The 20,884-nt window shown below is 32.1% G+C and carries 19 protein-coding genes; 8 read left to right on the forward strand and 11 right to left on the reverse strand.

The genetic code is table 11. The features are described from left to right. Window positions 1-12: 12 nt before the first annotated feature. Both ACY2IJ_RS09395 and ACY2IJ_RS09400 read right to left on the reverse strand, forming a co-directional pair. Complete coding sequence (locus tag ACY2IJ_RS09395; protein ID WP_476724104.1) at window positions 13-1,095, reverse strand: efflux RND transporter periplasmic adaptor subunit; 1,083 nt, start codon at window positions 1,093-1,095, stop codon at window positions 13-15. A 177-nt stretch (window positions 1,096-1,272) separates the two neighbouring features. Beyond that, window positions 1,273-1,671, reverse strand: a complete 399-nt coding sequence (locus ACY2IJ_RS09400; RefSeq protein WP_476724105.1) for a hypothetical protein — start codon at window positions 1,669-1,671, stop codon at window positions 1,273-1,275. A 246-nt stretch (window positions 1,672-1,917) separates the two neighbouring features. On the opposite strand from ACY2IJ_RS09400, the gene secDF reads away from it, so the two are divergent. The 4 genes from secDF to obgE all read left to right on the forward strand — a co-directional run bounded on the left by secDF (window position 1,918) and on the right by obgE (window position 7,266). Beyond that, on the forward strand, window positions 1,918-4,866 hold the full coding sequence (secDF, locus tag ACY2IJ_RS09405; protein WP_476724106.1) for a protein translocase subunit SecDF: 2,949 nt from the start codon (window positions 1,918-1,920) through the stop codon (window positions 4,864-4,866). Window positions 4,867-4,933: 67 nt separating this feature from the next. Beyond that, window positions 4,934-5,470, forward strand: a complete 537-nt coding sequence (gene hpt, locus ACY2IJ_RS09410; protein WP_476724107.1) for a hypoxanthine phosphoribosyltransferase — start codon at window positions 4,934-4,936, stop codon at window positions 5,468-5,470. Between the two features lie 105 nt (window positions 5,471-5,575). Next, the gene (locus ACY2IJ_RS09415) at window positions 5,576-6,148 is read left to right on the forward strand and encodes an adenylate kinase (protein WP_476724108.1); all 573 of its coding nucleotides are present in this window, start codon (window positions 5,576-5,578) and stop codon (window positions 6,146-6,148) included. A gap of 116 nt (window positions 6,149-6,264) precedes the next feature. Further along, window positions 6,265-7,266, forward strand: a complete 1,002-nt coding sequence (obgE, locus tag ACY2IJ_RS09420; RefSeq protein WP_476724109.1) for a GTPase ObgE — start codon at window positions 6,265-6,267, stop codon at window positions 7,264-7,266. 70 nt (window positions 7,267-7,336) lie between these two features. On the opposite strand, the gene ACY2IJ_RS09425 is transcribed toward obgE, so the two are convergent. The 3 genes from ACY2IJ_RS09425 to ACY2IJ_RS09435 form a co-directional block, all read right to left on the reverse strand. Continuing rightward, entirely contained in the window at window positions 7,337-8,266 is a 930-nt protein-coding gene (locus ACY2IJ_RS09425) for a methylenetetrahydrofolate reductase (protein WP_476724110.1), read from the reverse strand. A gap of 64 nt (window positions 8,267-8,330) precedes the next feature. Beyond that, window positions 8,331-8,789: a DUF1569 domain-containing protein gene (locus ACY2IJ_RS09430; protein ID WP_476724111.1), complete on the reverse strand. Its 459-nt coding sequence runs from the start codon at window positions 8,787-8,789 to the stop codon at window positions 8,331-8,333. Between the two features lie 32 nt (window positions 8,790-8,821). Continuing rightward, window positions 8,822-10,036, reverse strand: a complete 1,215-nt coding sequence (locus ACY2IJ_RS09435; protein WP_476724112.1) for an aminotransferase class V-fold PLP-dependent enzyme — start codon at window positions 10,034-10,036, stop codon at window positions 8,822-8,824. Window positions 10,037-10,152: 116 nt separating this feature from the next. Between ACY2IJ_RS09435 and ACY2IJ_RS09440 the strand changes: the two genes are divergently transcribed. From ACY2IJ_RS09440 to ACY2IJ_RS09450, 3 genes are read left to right on the forward strand one after another with little or no spacing between them, the layout of a single operon-like run. After that, the gene (locus ACY2IJ_RS09440; RefSeq protein WP_476724113.1) at window positions 10,153-11,511 is read left to right on the forward strand and encodes a serine hydrolase domain-containing protein; all 1,359 of its coding nucleotides are present in this window, start codon (window positions 10,153-10,155) and stop codon (window positions 11,509-11,511) included. Continuing rightward, on the forward strand, window positions 11,512-12,276 hold the full coding sequence (locus ACY2IJ_RS09445) for a threonine/serine exporter family protein (RefSeq protein ID WP_476724114.1): 765 nt from the start codon (window positions 11,512-11,514) through the stop codon (window positions 12,274-12,276). Between the two features lies 1 nt (window position 12,277). Beyond that, on the forward strand, window positions 12,278-12,754 hold the full coding sequence (locus tag ACY2IJ_RS09450; RefSeq protein ID WP_476724115.1) for a threonine/serine exporter family protein: 477 nt from the start codon (window positions 12,278-12,280) through the stop codon (window positions 12,752-12,754). Window positions 12,755-12,759: 5 nt separating this feature from the next. On the opposite strand, the gene ACY2IJ_RS09455 is transcribed toward ACY2IJ_RS09450, so the two are convergent. Continuing rightward, window positions 12,760-13,107 carry a hypothetical protein gene (locus ACY2IJ_RS09455; protein ID WP_476724116.1) on the reverse strand — a complete coding sequence of 116 codons (348 nt, stop codon included), beginning with the start codon at window positions 13,105-13,107 and terminating at the stop codon, window positions 12,760-12,762. Between the two features lie 166 nt (window positions 13,108-13,273). On the opposite strand from ACY2IJ_RS09455, the gene ACY2IJ_RS09460 reads away from it, so the two are divergent. Beyond that, window positions 13,274-13,609 (forward strand): single-stranded DNA-binding protein, encoded by a 336-nt coding sequence (locus ACY2IJ_RS09460; protein ID WP_476724117.1) that lies wholly within the window; start codon window positions 13,274-13,276, stop codon window positions 13,607-13,609. 58 nt (window positions 13,610-13,667) lie between these two features. Here ACY2IJ_RS09460 and ACY2IJ_RS09465 read toward each other — a convergent pair whose 3' ends face one another. The 5 genes from ACY2IJ_RS09465 to sufC all read right to left on the reverse strand — a co-directional run bounded on the left by ACY2IJ_RS09465 (window position 13,668) and on the right by sufC (window position 20,882). Further along, on the reverse strand, window positions 13,668-16,160 hold the full coding sequence (locus tag ACY2IJ_RS09465; protein WP_476724118.1) for a glycoside hydrolase family 2 TIM barrel-domain containing protein: 2,493 nt from the start codon (window positions 16,158-16,160) through the stop codon (window positions 13,668-13,670). 150 nt (window positions 16,161-16,310) lie between these two features. Then, window positions 16,311-17,348 carry an aldo/keto reductase gene (locus tag ACY2IJ_RS09470; protein WP_476724119.1) on the reverse strand — a complete coding sequence of 346 codons (1,038 nt, stop codon included), beginning with the start codon at window positions 17,346-17,348 and terminating at the stop codon, window positions 16,311-16,313. 100 nt (window positions 17,349-17,448) lie between these two features. Next, the gene (locus ACY2IJ_RS09475; protein ID WP_476724120.1) at window positions 17,449-18,666 is read right to left on the reverse strand and encodes a NupC/NupG family nucleoside CNT transporter; all 1,218 of its coding nucleotides are present in this window, start codon (window positions 18,664-18,666) and stop codon (window positions 17,449-17,451) included. Window positions 18,667-18,762: 96 nt separating this feature from the next. After that, the gene (gene sufD, locus ACY2IJ_RS09480; RefSeq protein WP_476724121.1) at window positions 18,763-20,073 is read right to left on the reverse strand and encodes a Fe-S cluster assembly protein SufD; all 1,311 of its coding nucleotides are present in this window, start codon (window positions 20,071-20,073) and stop codon (window positions 18,763-18,765) included. Between the two features lie 68 nt (window positions 20,074-20,141). Continuing rightward, complete coding sequence (gene sufC / locus ACY2IJ_RS09485) at window positions 20,142-20,882, reverse strand: Fe-S cluster assembly ATPase SufC (RefSeq protein WP_476726551.1); 741 nt, start codon at window positions 20,880-20,882, stop codon at window positions 20,142-20,144. Window positions 20,883-20,884: the final 2 nt, after the last annotated feature.

Below are 20,884 nucleotides of genomic sequence, written 5' to 3' on the forward strand. Positions count from 1 at the left end.
TTAGAAATGCAATTATTCGGCATGTAAATCTAAATGAGCAATTACATCATTAGGATCTTTAAGCTCATATTTAATTTCTTGATTTTCTTTAACTTTTCTAATTCCCTCTAAAAGAATTTTATCATCTTCTTTTAAACCATTAGTAATTACAAATAAGTTTTTCATTTCAGTTCCTGTTGTAACCATTCTTGATTCAAGAACATTATCTTTATTAACAACATAAACATACTTCTTATCCAAAATTTCATATGTTGCTTTTTGAGGAATGATCATGACATTCTTTAAAGGAACATCCATTTGAATATTACCTGTTTCTCCATGTCTTAACAATTGATTTGGGTTTGGGAAAGTTGCTCTAAAAGGAATGTTACCTGTTTCATTATCAAAATCTGCTATAATAGTTTTCACATAACCGTCATACTCAAAAAATTGAGTATTTGCCATTTCTAATTCTACTTTTAACGGATGTTCTTTGTCTATTTTTTGGTTTAGATTAAGGTATTCTGCCTCTGGAACGTTGTAATACACCCACATTTGGCTATTGTCAGATAAACTTGTTAATAAATCTCCTTCATCAATTAAACTTCCCAAACGCACATGGAAACGATCTATAATTCCATCAAAAGGAGCTCTAATTTGTGTAAATTGTACATGCACTTTTTTTAATGCTAACTCCGCTTTTGCTTTGGCCAATTTTGCTTTTGCCATAGCCAACTCATTTGGAGAAACTACATTTTGACTAGCTAACTTTTTAGTGTTTTTATATTCAATATCAGCAAATTTCACTTCAGCCTCAGCACTTTGCATCTCAGCCTCATACAACTTGGGCATAATTTGAAACAATAGTTGTCCTTTTTTAACAAACTGCCCTTCATCCACATAAATTTTTTCTAGGTAACCTCTTTCTTGAGCCCTTAATTCGATATGCTGAATAGCATGAATTTGACAGACATAATTCTTTTTTATAATAGTATCTTTTCTAATTGGATTGGTGACCAAATAAATATCTTCTTTTTCATGTTTTTTTTCGTGTTTACAGCTTGTATAAGATAACAAGACACACAGCCCCACGACAAGTATGAGTGTTTTTTTCATAATAATTCGGTTGTATTTAAAATAGTATTTTGTTCGTTTTTTTAAAAATGTGTATTACAGATTACACAATGCTATACAGCCAATAATAGCCATAAGCATACATCACAGTTTATAGATATAAACTGCTTAAACTTAAAGATGATTAAACAATGAATTTTGTTTAACCTTTTAACTAAATCAAATTCTGATAACGCAAAAAAGAATATGTCTTTTTAAAGACACATAAGAAAAGTTCTTAGTGTAAGAACTTTTTAAAGCTACAACACCTAAACATGGTTCTTGTTTGTATACCTTATTTAAGTGGTAATAGGTTGGAGTAATTTTAGAATGAGACTCTAACTCTTCTTCATCTTCTTCATCAACTTCTAATACACAATCATCTTTACGATGGTGATCTGTATGGTTTGCGTTGTTTAGAAAACTATTTTCTTTATGAAAAGAGGTCTCGTTTGTAGAAACTGTCTTAAGAAACTCTAACTCAATAGATGTGCTGTTCTTAAAATGAGCATAGCCTTGGCTATATCCACTAAGAAAAACCAGCAGTAAAATTAAAACTCTATTAAAAAACTTCTTCATGACAAAGCGAAATTAAATAAAATGAAATTCTAAGACAAGAAACTTTTAAAAAAAGTAGAAATCTGAAAACCAAACAGGTAACATTTGCCTGTTTTTAGAAGTAAAACTCTAGTGCAACTTTACGTGAAAAAATTATTAAGTTTTTGAATATCTTAACAATTCAGCTATAAAATTAGCCTTTATTCGGTTGAAATATTATATTTGCGGACTTACATAAAATTTAGTTGAGAAAACACATATAAAAAAATGCAAAACAAGGGACTTATCAGATTATTTGCGATCCTTTTCGGATTGGTTAGTTTGTACTCTTTATCTTTTACTTTTTTCGCAAACAAAGTAGAAAAAGAGGCCAAAGCATACGCATACGCAAATGCAGAAGAAAACAATGGTAGAGAAATTGCTAGACTAGAAAAGGCTTATTTAGATTCAGTGGCTAACATTGAAGGTGTTTTAGGGTTTGGAAAATTTACCTATAACGACATTAAGGACAAAGAAATTAATTTAGGTCTAGATTTAAAAGGTGGTATTAACGCTACTTTACAAGTATCTGTAAAAGATATTTTAATTGGATTGTCTAACGACTCTAAAAACCCAATTTTTAACAAAGCCTTAGAAGCAGCAAGCGTTGCTCAAAAAAATTCATCTCAAAGCTATTTTGAGTTATTTTATCAAGAATTTGAAAAAATTGCTGGAGACACTAAATTAAGCGATCCATCAATATTTGGAACTAAAAACTTAAGAGATAAAATTAAGTTTAACACAACAAACTCTGAAGCAAAAGAAATAATTGCTAGTGAAATTAATGCTTCAATATCTACAGCTTTTCAAGTATTACGTTCTCGTATAGATAAGTTTGGAGTTACACAACCAAACATTCAAAGAATTGGTACTTCTGGTAGAATTTTAATTGAATTGCCAGGTGCAAAAGACGTAGAACGTGTTAAAAAATTATTACAATCTACAGCAGAATTACAGTTTTGGGAAGTTTATTCGGGTCAAGAATTGGTTCAATTCTTAGTAGCTGCGAATCAACAAGTAGCAGAAACTATTGAAACCGAAACTCCTGCAAAAAAAGAAAAGGAAGAAGGTGACGACTCTATTAATGATTTGTTAGGTGATGTAGAAAATGATTCTATCAACCAACCAAAAGTAGTTAGTTTATTTAGCTACTTACAACCTACAGGTCAAGCATCTTCTGTAATTGGTTATGCTGCTGTAAAAGATACTGCTAAAGTTAATCAGTACTTAAACAAAAAAGAAGTTAGAGCTTTATTAACTGGTGAATATAAATACACTAAGTTTTTATGGGATGCTAAATCTAATGACGACTTTTTATCTTTATACGCAATTAAATCTAACAGAAACGATAAAGCTCCTATAGAAGGAGATGTAATTTCTGATGCAAGTCAACAATTTGACCAATTAGGAGCAAACCCAGAAGTAAGCATGACCATGAACGGTAATGGAACTAAATTATGGGCAAAAATGACTGCTGATAATGTAGGGAAATTTGTAGCTGTAGTTTTAGATAATTATGTATACACTGCACCTAGAGTAAACGATGCCATAACAGGAGGTAGAACTTCTATTTCTGGTAACTTTACTATTGAAGAAGCTACCGATTTAGCAAACGTTTTAAAAGCGGGTAAATTACCAGCTGCTGCTCATATTATTCAATCAGAAGTAGTAGGTCCATCATTAGGGCAAGAAGCTATTAATGCATCTATGATTTCTTTTGCTATTGCCATCTTACTAGTATTGGCTTGGATGATTTTATACTACGGAAAAGCAGGTTGGTATGCTAACGTTGCTTTGTTAGTAAACATTTTATTCATTTTTGGAGTACTAACTTCTTTTGGAGCTGTATTAACCTTGCCAGGTATTGCAGGTATTATTTTAACCATTGGTATGTCTGTAGATGCCAACGTTATTATTTACGAAAGAATTAAAGAAAATTTAGCTGCTGGTCAAGGTATTGGAGCTGCAATTTCTAACGGATTTAGTATTAAAGGTGCCTTATCTGCTATTATAGATGCCAACATTACTACCTTATTAACAGGTGGAATTTTATATGTATTTGGAACAGGACCTATTCAAGGTTTTGCCTTTACTTTAATTGTAGGTATTTTAACATCGTTATTTACCGCTATTTTTATCACAAGAATGTTGTTAGATGCAGCAACTACTAAAGGAAAAACGCTAGCCTTTGCAACTGCAACAACTAAAAAGTGGTTTGCAAATATTAACATAGAATTTTTACAAAAACGTAAAATAGCTTATATTATATCTGGTGCAATAATTCTTATTGGTATTGGGTCTTTATTTACCAACGGTTTAAACTACGGAGTTGACTTTGTTGGAGGTAGAACATATACCGTTCGTTTTGATAAAGAAGTAAAAGCATCTGATGCAGCACAGTCATTAAAAGATATATTTGGTTCTGCTCCAGAAGTAAAAACTTACGGATCTAACAATCAATTAAAAGTAACTACAAAATACTTAATTGAAGAAGAAGGACCAGAAGTAGATGTAAAAGTACAAACTGCTTTATTTAACGGATTGAAACAATATTTACCTGAAGGAACGACCATAGAAGACTTTAAAGGAGGTTTTGATGGACAAACTATTGGAGTGTTTTCTTATGCCAAAGTAGAACCTACCATTGCTGATGATATTAAAGAATCTGCTGGTTTGGCTATTATAGGGTCTTTAATTGGAGTGTTCTTATACATTTTATTAAGATTTAAAAAGTGGGAATTCTCTTTAGGAGCTGTAGCTGCAGTATTCCACGATGTTTTAGTAGTATTAGCTGTATTCTCTTTAACCTACAAATTAATGCCATTTGACATGGAAATAGGTCAATCATTTATTGCAGCAATCTTAACTGTGGTAGGGTACTCATTAAATGATACCGTAGTAATTTTTGATAGAATTCGTGAGTTTACAACAGAACATCCAAAGTGGTCTTTCTTAGATGTTGTTAACAAAGGATTAAGCTCAACTTTAGGTCGTACCATTAACACATCTATTACTACATTAGTGGTGTTATTAGCTATCTTCTTATTTGGAGGTGATAGCATTAAAGGATTTATGTTTGCTTTAATTATTGGAGTTGTAGTAGGTACTTACTCTTCACTGTTTATTGCATCACCAATTATGTATGATGTAGCTAAAAAAGCGAAAGAAAAAAAATAAGACACTGTCTTTCTTAAATACAAAACCGCTTCTACACACGAAGCGGTTTTTTTATATTCTTTAGAAAATGGAAATTAAACTACACGACAAAATATTTGAACCTTATTTGTCTTCCAATAATATTCAAGAAGCTGTTTTTAATGTTGCCAAACAAATTGAAAAAGACTACAAAAACGAAACACCTTTATTTTTAGGAATTTTAAATGGATCTTTTATGTTTTGTGCAGATTTGCTAAAACAATACAAACACAGTTGCCAAATAAGTTTCATTAAACTAGCTTCGTACCAACAAAGTACCTCAACAGGAATCGTAAATCAGCTAATTGGTTTAAATGAAGACTTAACCAACAGAAGCGTAATTATTGTAGAAGATATTGTAGACACCGGAACTACCTTAGAAAAAATTGTAACACTTTTGCAAAAACACTCTATTAAAGAATTTAAAGTAGCAAGTCTATTTTTAAAACCAACAGTATACAACAAATCTATCCCTATAGACTATGTTGGGTTAGAAATACCTAACAAATTTATTTTAGGTTATGGATTAGATTATGACGGGCTTGGAAGAAACTTACCTGAAATTTACAAACTAAAAGAAAAGTAAGATTTAGATTTCTTTGTTTTAGGATTTCAACTGTTATCCGTACATTTGCAATCTGTTATTAAATAATTATTATTTCCTGACTCACAGGAATTTAAAAACACTCAGATGAAAAACATAGTTTTATTTGGCCCTCCAGGTGCAGGAAAAGGAACACAAGCAGACGTTTTAAAAGACAAATACAATTTAGTACACATTTCTACAGGAGATGTATTTCGTTTTAACATGAAAAATGAAACAGAATTAGGTTTGTTAGCAAAATCTTACATTGACAACGGAAACTTAGTGCCAGATGAAGTAACTATTAACATGCTAGAGGCAGAAGTTGAAAAAAACGCTGAAGCTAACGGGTTTATTTTTGATGGATTTCCAAGAACAGAATCTCAAGCAGAAGCTTTGGATGCATTCTTATCAAAAAAAGGAGCAACCATTAATGCAATGATTGCTTTAGAAGTTGAAGAAGATGTATTGGTAAATCGTTTATTAGAAAGAGGAAAAGTATCTGGTCGTGCAGATGATCAAGACGAATCTAAAATTAGAAATCGTTTTAATGAATACAATACAAAAACAGCTATTGTAAAAGATTATTACGAAAAACAAGACAAATATTACGGAATTAACGGTGTGGGTTCTATTGAAAGCATTACTGAATTAATTTCAAAAGTTATAGATTCTTTATAAGCATCTATTTTTTACAAGCTTTAGGCTATAAGCAAACACGCTTATAGCCTTTTTATTATTTTTACAGAATATTACAAACATATTTCACGCACCTATAACCTAAATCACCCAAAAAAATGACAGACGGTAATTTTATTGATTATATAAAAATATATGCAGCTTCTGGTAAAGGAGGACAAGGTTCTATGCACTTACACAGAGAAAAATACATAGAAAAAGGAGGACCAGACGGAGGTGATGGTGGTCGTGGTGGACACGTAATTTTACGTGGAAATAAAGAAATGTGGACATTGCACCATTTACGCTTTTTAAAACACACCAGAGCAGGACATGGTGGTGCTGGTAGCGCTAGTAGAAGTACAGGTGCCGATGGTGAAGATAAATACATAGAAGTCCCTTTAGGAACTATTGTACGTGATGCAGATACTCAAGAAATATTATTTGAAATAACTGAACACCAACAAGAAATTATTTTGTGCGAAGGTGGTAAAGGTGGTTTGGGAAACTGGCATTTTAAAAGCGCTACCAATCAAACACCAAGATACGCGCAACCTGGTATGCCTATTGTAGATGGATGGTTTCAAATTGAATTAAAAATTTTAGCCGATGTTGGTTTAGTTGGGTTTCCAAATGCAGGTAAATCTACCTTACTATCTGTAGTAACTGCTGCTAAGCCTAAAATTGCAGATTATGCTTTTACAACTCTAAAACCTAATGTAGGAATTGTTGGTTACAGAAATTACCAAAGTTTTGTAATGGCAGATATTCCTGGAATTATTGAAGGAGCAAATGAAGGTAAAGGTTTAGGACATTACTTTTTACGACATATAGAACGTAATTCCACCTTATTATTTATGATTCCTGCAGATTCTGATGACATTAGAACTGACTACAAAATTTTACTAAACGAATTAAAATTACACAATCCGGAATTATTACACAAAGACAGATTACTAGCCATTACCAAATGTGACATGCTAGATGATGAATTAAGACAAGAAATGGAACAGGAGCTTCCTGAGGGCATAAAAACCTTATTTATATCATCCCTTGCAAATATTGGTATTACCGAATTAAAAGACGAGCTTTGGGCCATGTTAAATAAAGACATTGATTAAAACAAAAAGTCCCTAATAGTGTTATTAGGGACTTTTTGTTTTTAATTGTCTTATTTGTGCTTTGCACACTTTACAATTTCATCATTTCTTTAATAGACTTTACCAACTCTATAGAAGCATCTATTTCAGCTTTTCTAATTGCTACAGATTCTATATTAAAACCTATAGGCATATTTTTTTCTTTAGCAAAACCAATTAAATCGTTAGCAATGTATTTGCAAATACCAATAGATGCGTTTAAAATATCTGGCGATACTTTTAGCTCGTTTTCCAACCATCGTTGTATATCTATTCCTAGCCATTTGGTAAACTCTAATGTTTTTAAAGAACCAATAGGGGTTAAAGTAAATATAATTGGCATAGGCTTAATTCCTTTTTCTTGTGTGTAAAAATAATAATCAGACAGCATATCTTTGGCATTGTCTAAATTATAAACACACTGAGATATAAAGAAAGAACAACCGTTCGCTATTTTATTAGACAATCTAATATGTTCATCTCCTTTTATAAAATGACGTTCGGGAATAGTTACTCCCCCCATTTTAATACTCGTTGCAGATTCTTTTTTTATCCTATAAGCATCTTGCAAAGATAAATTTACTTGCTGCTCTTTAGATGGAGCTCCTACAAACACAGTTAAATCAATACTTTTTTCATTTTCTAACAACCATGTTTTTAAAGATTCTTCCGTAAACTTTCCTACACTTTTGTATATAATTTTAGGAATTTCTAAATCTTTTAAATAGGTAGTTGCATATTCATCTGGTGACCATGTAGACATAAAAGGAAATGGCCTTGGGTTATTGTTTCTTGACGTTTCATCTTGAATATCATACAACACCAAACCATCAATATCTAATCCTTTTAAACGGTCTATTTGTCGTTGAGCAATACCTTCTATTTTATCTTTATCGGTAGATTTTTTTGGAGGTGTTAAACCATAAAAAAGATACCCTCCTTCCCTATTTTCTATTTTATTTTTTAAATCTTGTGATTTCATAATTTCTTTTTGTGTTGAGCTTGCTCTGTTAGCTGTAATTTAAAATGCTTATTGCATTTTTTAATTACACTCCAAATTGTTGAAAATGATGATCTAAGTGTTTTTGAAATAAGTTACTCCATTCTTTTGCTGTTAATCTACCAAAAGAACCTGTTAACCTTCCTTCAAAATAATGTTCTCCTTTTTCAAAAGCCCATTGCATATTTTGCAACAACTTAGATTTTTCTTCCTCAAATTCTTTATCGTCAACCACTACATAATAATCTGCAGTTTTTGAGTTTTTAGGATAAGGTTTATCTCCTACAATTGTTTTTTTTAAAAACGTTTTAACAAAAAAATGCATAAAGGGCTGCAACTCTATTCTTACTTTTCCTCTAGAGGTATCATAAGTAAGGTTTAAATGAGCTAACATTTGCGCAGCAGTCATTTTACCCCATAACGGTTTAGAATTTGCCGTTAGCTTATCTAACCGTTTTTTGTTGATTGCTAAAGTTTCAACTTTAAAAATACTTGGATAAGACATATCAAGGTTTTTTGAGGTTGTAAATATAAACTTTAAGACAACATCATTACTGCTTTTTGCAAAGCGGTTACTAAAACGTTTATTTCTTCTTTAGTATTGTAAAAAGCTAAAGAAGCTCTAAGTGTACCTGGAATTTTAAAACGATCCATAATTGGCTGAGTACAATGGTGTCCTGTTCTTACTGCAATCCCCAGTTTATCTACAATAGTACCAACATCAAACGGATGCAGATCTGCTATATTAAAAGAAATAACACTGGCTTTGTTTTTTGCTGTTCCATAAATTTTTAATCCCGGAATGTTACTCAACTTTTTGGTTCCATAAGCCAAGAGCTCTTGCTCATAGGCCTCTATGTTTTCCATTCCTATTTTATTAAGGTAATCTATAGCAGTTCCAAAAGCAATTACATCAGCAATATTGGGTGTACCTGCTTCAAACTTATGAGGTAATTCTGCATAGGTTGTTTTTTCAAACGTACAATCTTTAATCATTTCTCCTCCTCCGTGGTAAGGTGGTAATTCATTTAAAATTGCTTCTTTTCCATATAAAAAACCAATTCCGGTTGGTCCGCACATTTTGTGTGCTGAACAGGTAAAAAAATCACAATTTAATGCTTGTAAATCTATATTAGTATGCGGACAAGATTGTGCTCCATCTATCAACACCCAAGCTCCAACTTTGTGTGCTTTTTCTATAATTTCTTCCACAGGATTTATGGTTCCTAAAGCATTAGAAATGTGATTTACAGCTACAATTTTTGTATTTTCCGTTAATAAGCCTGCATATACATCCATTAACAGCTCTCCTTTATCATTTATAGGAATTACCTTTAAGGTAGCTCCTGTTCTCTCGCACAACAATTGCCAAGGAACAATGTTTGAGTGATGTTCCAATGCAGAAATAATAATTTCATCTGTGTTTTTAATTAACGATGTTAAGCTACTTGCTACCAAATTAATTGCCTCCGTAGTTCCACGAGTAAAAATAATTTCGTGCTCATGTTTGGGGTTAAAGTGTGCTTTTAATTTTCGTCTAGTGGCTTCAAACTGATCTGTTGCTAACTGACTTAATGTGTGTACACCCCTGTGCACATTAGAGTTTATAGTGGTATAATAATTTGTAATTGCATCAATCACCGCTTGTGGTTTTTGACTGGTTGCTCCGTTATCAAAATAAACTAATGGTTTTCCGTTTACTTGTTGTTGTAAAATAGGAAAGTCTGCTCTTACTTTATCAATATGTATCATAGATAAAAATCTTTGTAACAAAGGTACTTTTTTAAGTGCATATGATAAAAACCTCAACCAACTCTTTTGGTTATAGACTCATTAAAAATTAGTAACTTGTTTAAAAGTTATTTTAAATGAAAATTCTAAAAATGATTGGTATTAGTCTAGTCTTAATAACGATCTTAGTTTTTGCTTTTAATTATCCTAAACTAAAATTAATTTCTGGGTTTGCAGCAAAAAACATGGCTAGTAGTTTTTTTTTAGCGCAAAGAAGTGTTGAAAGTGTTAACAAAGCAGACAATTACGGTCCCTTAACTAAATTTGCAACCACTATAGTAAACAAAACCACACAAACAGCAACTGCAACTGTTATAGGAATGTCTAAAAAAAGTGCAGTTTACAGAAAAGGAGTTGGGGCTGTGCTAGTAAACAATCCTAATTATTTTACAAGTGATTATGTGTCTCCTCACAGAAATTTTACTCCTATCCAACAACCTTATCCTTATGGAAATTTAGCCCCAGAGAAACATTCTTTTAAGAATATTGATACCAAAACATTAGACAGCCTAATAAACAATTGTTTTATAGAAAACCATCCCGATGGAATTAAAAGAACACGTTCTATTCTAGTTCTTTACAAAGGAAAAATTATTGCAGAAAAATATGCCAATGGATTTAACGAACACTCTCTTTTACAAGGCTGGTCTATTACCAAAAGTTTAATAACAACAAGCTTTGGAATATTAGAAAACAAAAATTTATTTAACATATACGCTCCCATTACCGATTTTCCTAATTGGTTACAAGATGATAGAAAACACATAACCACAAACCATTTATTAAGAATGGAAAGCGGGTTAGAATGGGAAGAAAATTATGGCAAAGTGTGCGATGTAACCAAAATGCTTTTTGAAGATGTAGATGTAACCGAAAGAGCTTTAAACAAACCTTTACAAAACAACATAGAAACTGTATTTAATTATTCTTCGGGTACAAGCAACATTTTATCGGCATTGTTAAGAAAGCAATTTAAAAGCACTCAAGCTTATATTGATTTTCCTTACAAAGAATTGATAGATAAAATTGGAATGCACTCTATGATTTTAGAAACCGATTTGTCTAACAATTATGTAGCATCATCTTACAGTTGGGCAACCACTAGAGACTGGGCTAAATTTGGACAATTAATGTTAGATAAAGGATCTTGGAATAATGAACAAATTTTACATCCAAACTGGATAGAATATATTAGTACTCCCAACAAAACGTCTAAAGGAGAGTATGGTGGGCAATGGTGGTTAAACAAAGGAAACTACATGCCTAATGTTCCTAAAGATTGCTTTTATGCAGATGGTTACCAAGGACAGCGTATTTTTGTAATCCCATCCAAAGACTTGGTTATTGTTCGTTTTGGAGTTACACAATTAGGAAGAGTTGGTTTTTATCCTTTGTTTGATAAATTAATTGGTAACATCTGCAAGACAATTAAATAAATGAAACCTCTAAAACAAAATAACGTTGTATCTGACTGTTTGTTAGAAATAGGATCTCTTTTAATGGGTTCTGGTGCCAGTACCAACAGAATTAAAGTAACCATAGAAAGAATTGCCGAAACTTTAGGTTACGAAACTGAAATATTAGTTACTCATAAAACTGTTTTGCTACTTTTAAAAAACAAAAAAACAGATAAAGTTTTTAATCGATTTAAAAAAACAGCTCCACACGGTGCCAATTTTAAATTGGTATCGGGTATTAGTAAAATGAGTTGGAAAGTTGTAGAAGAGCAATGGACTACAGACCAAGTAAACAAAGAAATTATGCGCTTGCAAAAAGCAACAAGATATCCTTTTTTACTTACATTGTTTATGGTAGGCTTAGCTGATGCTGCTTTTTGCAGATTATTTGGAGGTGCTTATGCAGACATGACAATTGCCTTTACAGCCACCTGTATTGCTTTTTATGTTAGACATCTTTTGTTAAAAAAACAATTTAATTTTTATCTCTGCACAACCATTGTGTCTTTTACATCTTGTTTAATTGCTGGGTTAGCCGTTTACTTAAATATTGGTGTACAACCCAATTTAGCTTTTGCTACTTGTGTATTATTTTTAATTCCAGGAATACCACTAATTAACTCTTTTACCGATTTAATTGATGGAAATGTAACCAATGGTTTAGTAAGAGGAATTAACGCAATGCTGATTGCTTTTTCTATTGCTTTAGGAATGTTAGGAAGTATGTATATATATAATTTTTAAAATGATTCATCAACTAGAAATGGCCTTATGGCTAGCCGTAGCATCCCTTGGATTTGCTGTTTTATTTAACGTACCCAAAAGAACCTTATTAGCCATTGCTTTGCTTAGTTCTTTAGGAGGCTCTTGCAAATTAATTTTAATGAATTTTGATCTTCATATTGTAATTTCCACCTTTTTTGGAGCCTTACTTATTGGTGTGTTAAGCATTCCTATTGCACACAACAAACATGCTCCTCCACTTGTATTTTCTATACCAGCTGTAATCCCAATGATTCCCGGTGCTTTTGCTTACAAAAGTATGCTTGGTTTTATACAACTTACTGGAAACATTAATCAAACAGCTTATGACTTGGCTCTAAACCAAACAATTAGCAATGGAATTAAAGCTGCATTTATATTATTAGCCCTTACAGCCGGTGTTTCTTTTCCTATGTTAATTAGTAGAAAAGAATCTGTTAAAACAATGAAGCTTAGTTAAACACTTTATTTTTTAACCAACAATACTTGTTCTTTTTCTAACATTAAATACCCTTCATCGTAACAATAAAAATATTGATTTCCTGTTTTTGTTGTATATATAGATGTAAAAAGATTAAAATAAAATCCTTTTTCATCTAATACGGCTTTGGCAACTTTTGTTTTTCCGGTTGTGTTTAACTCGCACAAAATTTTATAATTCTTTTTAAGTGCATTGTTAATATTCCTTACCAAACTCTTGTTTCCTACTTCTAATTTGTTGTTAAAAGCATTTCTACAATGGTCGTTGCAAAACTTTTTGTCAGATCGTCCTACAACCTTTTCTCCACACTCTAAACATTTTTTTTCTTCCATAACAAATTGATTGTTTGTCAAATATACAAAACCGATTGTAAACGACTACAATCGATTACATTCGAATACAATCACTTAACAACCGAATAAACCTCTTGTACACTTTCATCTTTGCAGTGTTGAACAACATCAACAAAACATTTATAAACAATAAAAAATATACGTTATGAGTAATTTAAGAAACAAAGTACAGTTAATTGGACATTTAGGAGCAACTCCAACATTTAAAAATTTGGGCAACGATAAAAAAGTAGCTAGTTTTTCTTTAGCTACAAAAGAAACTTTTTATACCAAAGATGGAGAACGAAAAGAAGATACCCAATGGCACAATTTGGTTTGCTGGAACAAAACAGCCGACATTGTAAAACAATACTTAGATAAAGGTAGTTATATTGCTATTGAAGGTAAATTAACTACAGATGACTGGGAAGATAAAGAAGGAAACAAACGATATACCACTAAAATTGTAGTTAATGAATTAATGATGCTTGGCAGCAAATAATTCTATAAAAAAGAGAGCTGATAGACATTTATCAGCTCTCTTTTTTCTATTGCATAGATTATTTTACAATCAAACTAGAGTTATCACTCTTTAGTTTATCAGAAACTGTTTTTATCAGAACATTTCCTTTGTTTGTAGATTTTACAAATACTACTGCCTGTCCGTTAAAAAACTTTCTTTTAGGTTTGGATAGGTTTTGTAAGTTGGTTGGATCTCCGTTTCCTGAAGCCAAAAACGTAGCTGCACCACTTACATCAATGTCCATGTTTTTATTGTAATGCGGACATAGATTTCCATTTTTATCAACCACAGAAAGTACATATACTCCTACTTCTCCAGATTTTATCTGCTTTTTTTCAGGTTCTATTTTTATGGCATACGGAGCTCCTGCAGTTACGTTAACTTTTTCTGCAACCTTTTTTCCTTTTTTATTATATGCTATAATTTTAACTTCTCCTGGTTCGTATACCACATCATCCCAAACAATTGCATAAGCTTTAAACAAATCCCAATTACCCCCTCCTGATGCTGGTTTTAAGATACTGTTATTTTCGTAACTATGTTTTGTTAACGGAACTTTACTCTTTACTCCGTAACTTTTCCCATTAACAAACAATTCTGCTTTAGCATAAGAAGTATAACAAACTACTGGAAAAGATTTAACATTTAAATTTGGCCAAGTCCAATGCGGGAAAAAGTGCAACACCTCTTTGTCTTTTTTCCATTGTGTTTGATACAAGTAAAATTTATCTTTTTCCAAACCAACAAAATCAACAGGAGCAAAATAAGAACTTCTAGACTTTGCATCGTGATACGGAGAAGGTTCTCCTAAATAATCGTAACCCGTCCATACAAACTCTCCATATACCGTTGTGTTTTTTTCTTGTGAAGCAAATTCTTTATAGGCTGGGTATCCCCACGGAACATTTGTAGTTTCATAGTTTCCAGGATGTCCATCTGCATACACTTTGGTGTTTAATGAATTTCCCCTTTGATTGTGAATGGTATCAAAAACAACTGGAAATTTATAACTATTACGCACACTTACAGCCCCACCTGTTTCACTTGCATAAAACTTTAGATTCGGATATTTTTCTCTGATAACCTTATAAATCCCAGGCTTGTAATTAAAACCAGCAACATCTACAGTAGCTACCAACCCATTTTTAAAAGCTCCCCAGGCATTGTTAAAACCAGCTGTGGTAGCCCTTGTTGTGTCTACAGATTTTACAATGTCATTTAAGTATCCACAAATTTTAGGATTCCCTCTGTATTGTTCTAATATTTCATTACCAATACTCCACATAATCACACTCGGATGATTTCTATCTCTTAAAATCATATCTGTTAAGTCTTGCTTAGACCATTTGTCAAAATGAATAGAGTACCCGTTGGTTACCTTACCTATTTGCCATTCATCAAATGCTTCATCAATAGCAAATAAACCTATAGAATCACAGATATCCAAAGCTTCTGGTGCTGGTGGGTTGTGTGAAAAACGAATGGCATTCACCCCCATTTCTTTCATTTTAACCATTTGTCTTAAAAACAATTCTTTGTAAAACGCAGCTCCAGTTGGCCCTAGGTCGTGATGCATATTTACACCTTTAAACTTTACTTTTTTATTGTTTAAATAAAATCCATCTACTTCATAACGAATGTTTCTAATTCCAAATGTTGTGGTATACGTATTTACTTTTTTACTACCCTTCAAAATAGCTGTTTCTAACTTGTAAAGGTTTGGTGATTCTATACTCCAAAGACTTGGCTTAGTAATTTTAAACGTTTCGGTAGTCTTTTTAGTATTGTTAATAACTACTTGTTGCGTTTTTAAAGCAACTTGTTTTCCTTTAGGGTTGATAATTCTATTTTCTACCGTGTAGGTTCCATTACCCAACAGTTCTAAATCTAAATGTATTTGAGCTTTTCTTTTTGTTACTAAAGGAGTTGTAACAAATGTCCCCCACGTTTTAACATGAGTTTTATTTGTTTTTATTACCGATACTTTTCTATACAAACCTGCTCCTGGATACCAACGAGATTGACTGTTAAAGTTCTCTAACCTTACTGCAATGCTGTTTTTTCCTTGTTTTAAAAAGCGAGTAATGTCAAAATAAAAAGAAATGTAACCAAAAGGTCTTTCTCCAACATAGGCTCCATTTACATATACTTTGGCATTGCTCATGGCTCCATCAAAAAGCAATTGTACTTTTTCTTTTAACTCATCGGCTGTTAACTGATAAGTAGTTCTGTACCAACCTATTCCCACATATGGCAATGCTCCACTTCTACCAGTTCTGTATTTAGGTTCTGTTTCTCCATCTTGAATGACCATGGTCAACTGTACATCATTGGCAAAATCAAAATCACCTTTAGCAGCCCAATCATGAGGAACAGTTACGTTTTCCCAATCAGAATCGTTAAAATTTTCTTGAAAAGCTGCTCCATAATCATAATTAGAAAATTTCCAGTGTTTTAATAGATCTATTTGCTGTGAAAATGAATTTACAAAGCTTAAGAACAAAAAAGATAAAGTAAAGAATGTTTTCATACTATTTTGGTTTAAAATTATTTGTGCATATAAAACACAAGAACTTCAAAAATCCATTATTAACCAGCAAGTATGTTGTATTATATTAACTTATAATTCTATTTTATTGACAATACTAAAAAAGCACCTTAAACAAGGTGCTTTTTTAAATTATGGTGCAGGGATGTGTTGTAACTTATGCACTTCATCTATTTCTTTTAACAACTCGTTGGAAAGAGTTGTGTTTATGGTGTCTATATTTTCTTTTAATTGGCTCATTTTTGTTGCCCCAATAATTGTAGATGTAACAAAAGGCTGTTGCGTAATAAAAGCTAAAGAAAGCTCTACCAAGCTAACATTGTATTTTTGTGCCAATTCGTTATATTTTTGGGCTAAAAACATTGCTTGTTTGTTACTATACCTGTTGTAATTTGGAAACTTTTCTATTCTAGAACCTTCTGGCAAATTGTTGTTAAAATATTTACCGGTTAATACTCCAAAAGCCAAAGGTGAATATGCTAACAAACCTACATTTTCTCTCATTCCCACCTCTGCCATTCCTACCTCATAACTTCTGTTTAAAAGAGAATAGGGGTTTTGCACCGTTTTACATCTAGACCATCCTTTTGAATCTGCCTCTTGTAAATGTCTCATGGTACCCCAAGGAGACTCATTAGACAAACCATAGTGTTTTATTTTCCCTTGTTTTATTAATAAATTCATTGCCTCTATTAATTCAGCAATTTTATCATTCCATTCTTCTTTAGAGTTATGTTTGTAACCTAACTGTCCAAAAAAGTTTGTATTTCTATCGGGCCAATGTAACTGATATAAATCTATATAGTCTGTTTGTAAACGTTTTAAATTTTGCTCTACAGTTTCTATAATTAATTCTTTCGTAAATTGTTGTGGCTCTCTAATGTAAGAGAGTCCTGGGTTTGGTCCTGTAATTTTACTTGCCAAAACTACTTCGTCTCTCTTTTTATTTTTTAACCACGTACCTATAATTCTTTCAGAATTTCCTTGTGTTTCTTTTCTCCCTGGAATTGAATATAATTCGGCAGTATCAATAAAATTAACTCCTTGTTCAAAAGCATAATCTAACTGTTGATGTCCTTCTTCTTCGGTATTTTGTTCACCCCAAGTCATGCTTCCTAAACATATTTTAGAAACTTTAATATTTGTATTAGGTAGGTTGTTGTATTTCATTTACTCATTATTTTTGGCTGATAAAAATACATAAAAATCAAGAGCATCTATTACTGGACACTCTTGATTTTAATCACTTTATTAGCTTGATTTTTACTTTTTATAAGATAATTCCGGCAATACATGCGGTAATCCAACTAGCCAAAGCACCACCAATCATTGCTTTGAATGCTAGCTTAGCTACTTTTCCTTTTTGATTAGGTGCTATTCCTGCAATACCTCCAATTTGAATTCCGATAGATGCAAAATTTGCAAAACCACACAACGCATAACTAGCTATTTGCGCTGTTCTAGCAGATATTTGATTCGTTTTAACCATTGCTCCTAAATCTTTGTAAGCAATTAATTCTGTTAAAGCTATTTTTTCACCTAACAGTGTTCCAAAAGCCCCAGCTTCTTCCCAAGAAATTCCCATTACATAAGCCAATGGTTTAAACACATACCCCAACAACTGACACAAAGACAAATCTATTAAGTTCAACAAACCATCTACCAAAGCAACCATTCCTACTATGGCAATTAACATGGCTGCAATATTAGCTGCTAACTTCAATCCATCAACCGCACCATCGGCCATAGCTTCTAAAGCATTACACTCATTTTTTTCCTCATTTAAAACAACCTTTCCTGCTGTTAATGATTTTTCGGTTTCTGGACACATAATTTTAGCAATCATAATTGCAGCAGGAGCACTCATTATAGAGGCTGCCATTAAATGCCCTGCAATTCCAGGTATGTTGGTTAACATTTTTACATAAATAGCCATTACTCCACCCGCAACAGTTGCAAAACCACCAATCATTACAGTCATTAGTTCTGATTTGGTCATTGATTTTACAAAAGGTTTTACCAACAAAGGAGCTTCTGTTTGTCCTACAAAAATACTCCCTACCACACTTAAGGTTTCTCCTCCACTTGTTCCTAATACTTTTTGTACTATCTTAGAAATACCTTTTATTAAATATTGCATAATTCCTAAATGATACAATAAACTCATAAATGCAGAAAAGAAAATAATGGTAGGTAAAACCCTAACTGCAAAATTCACAATTGGTGACTCTACTTCACCTGAAATAAAGGAAGCAAATAAAAAATCTCCTCCTTTGTCTGCATAAGACAAAAGTTTATTAATCGCAACATCAAAAAACTTAAAAAAAGGAAGTCCTATAGGAGTTTTTAAAATAACAAACGCAAATGCCAATTGAAGCCCAAAGCCCTTAATTACAATGCCATAGTTTATTTTTTTTCTATTATTACTTAATAAATAAGCAACCAACAACAGCACAACAACACCTATAACTCCTATATATTTCTCCATAAAATAATTAAAACAGTTAAGATAAGTATTTCAGAAAAAAAACAATCCCTTCAAATACTTGAAGGGATTATTAAATTATTAAATTATTGATAGCTTTTATTCAGTAATTTCATCAAACTGAATATTTACTCCTAATTTATCGGCCATTAACTGGTTGATCTTTTGTTTTAAAGCAGGAATTTTAACTTCCTTAATTGCATCAGAACAAAAAGCAAACATTAACAATGCTTCTGCTTCTTTTTCAGGAATCCCTCTTTGTTGCATGTAAAACAATGCTGATTTGTCTAACTGACCAATGGTACATCCATGAGAACATTTTACATCGTCTGCAAAAATTTCTAACTGTGGTTTTGAGTTGATTGTTGCCTCATCAGAAATTAATACAGAATCATTTTGTTGATATGCATTAATTCTTTGTGCTGCTTGGTCTACAATTACCTTTCCGTTAAAAACTCCTGTAGATTTTCCTCCGTAAATTCCTTTATAGGTTTCGTTAGACTGGCAATCTGGCGATTTATGTGCAACCAACGTGTGATTGTCTACCAATTGGTTTTCTTCTAAAATGGTTACTCCATTTAAAATGGAATCACAACCTGATCCATTTTGATAAAATGATAAGTTATTTCTGGTTACATTTCCTCCAAAAGAAAACGTATATACAGAGGCTACCGTATTTTTTTCTTGGGCAACAAATGTTGCATCTACTAAAGAAGCATCATTTTTATCATTTTGAATTTTATACAAATCAAAAATTCCGTTTTGTGCTACAAACACCTCTGTAACCACATTGTTAAATGTAGCTGCGTTGGCAATAGATTGATGACGTTCTATAAATTTAACCTCAGCATTTTCTCCAACAGTGATTAAATTTCTAGGCTGTAACAACATAGCTGATGTTTCTCCAGAAGCTAAGTAAATTAACTCAATAGGTTTAGAAACTGCTTTGCTTTTAGCTACTTGAATAACCACACCTTCGTTTGTAAACGCAGTGTTTAAATCGGTTAAACTTGTAAATCCTTTGGCTAATCTATTGTATTTCTCTTTAAAAATATCTTGATAAGAAGCATCTTCTATAGCTTCTGACAATAATTTTACAGAAACTTCTTCTATAGTATCTGACAATGATGCTTGAAAAACTCCATCTACAAAAACCAATTTGTATGAATCTAATCCTGCTACTATAAATGGAGCAATGCTTTCTTGAGTAATGTTAGTTGCCTTTGCAGACTCTATTCCATACTCTTTTTTTAAGACACTTCTTAAGCTTGTGTATTTCCACTCTTCATCCTTAGTTGTAGGGAATCCTTTTTCGGAAAAGGCTTTAAAAGCTTCTTTTTTATAATTTTCTACAGATGCATTTTTAGAATCTCCTTTAAATGCTGCTGTTAATTTATCTTGTAAACTCATTTTATAAGTTTTAGGTGATTTGTAAAATAATACTGAGAAAAATTGCTCTCTTTTAATTTTTAGCTATCCTATTTTACCAACCAATCGTATCCTTTTTCTTCTAATTCTAGAGCCAATTCTTTTCCTCCAGATTTGATGATTTTTCCATCTGCTAAAACGTGTACAAAATCTGGCACAATATAATCTAACAAACGTTGGTAGTGCGTAATTACAATTACTGCATTGTCTTCAGACTTTAATTTATTAACACCATTAGCTACAATACGCAAAGCATCAATATCTAATCCAGAATCTGTTTCATCTAAAATGGCTAATTTTGGTTCTAACATGGCCATTTGAAAAATTTCATTACGTTTTTTTTCTCCTCCAGAAAATCCTTCGTTTAAAGAACGAGACAAGAAATCTTTTTTAATTTCTAATAAAGCCGATTTTTCTTTAATTTTCTTTAGCATTTCAGCTGCTGGCATATCTTCTAAACCATTTGCTTTACGCTTAGCATTAATTGCTGTTTTTATAAAGTTGGTTACCGTTACTCCTGGAATTTCTACAGGATATTGGAACGATAGAAACACTCCTTTGTGAGCTCTTTCATCAGGAGATAAATCTTCTAAATCTTCACCATCTAAAGTAATGCTTCCTTCGGTAACTTCGTAATTTTCATTTCCTGCAACTACAGAAGCTAACGTACTTTTTCCTGCTCCATTTGGTCCCATAATAGCGTGAACCTCTCCTGCTTTTACTTCAATATTCAATCCTTTTAAGATATCGTTATCTTCTACTTTTGCGTGTAAATTTTCAATTTTTAACATTG

Source organism: Wenyingzhuangia gracilariae (genome assembly GCF_056387575.1).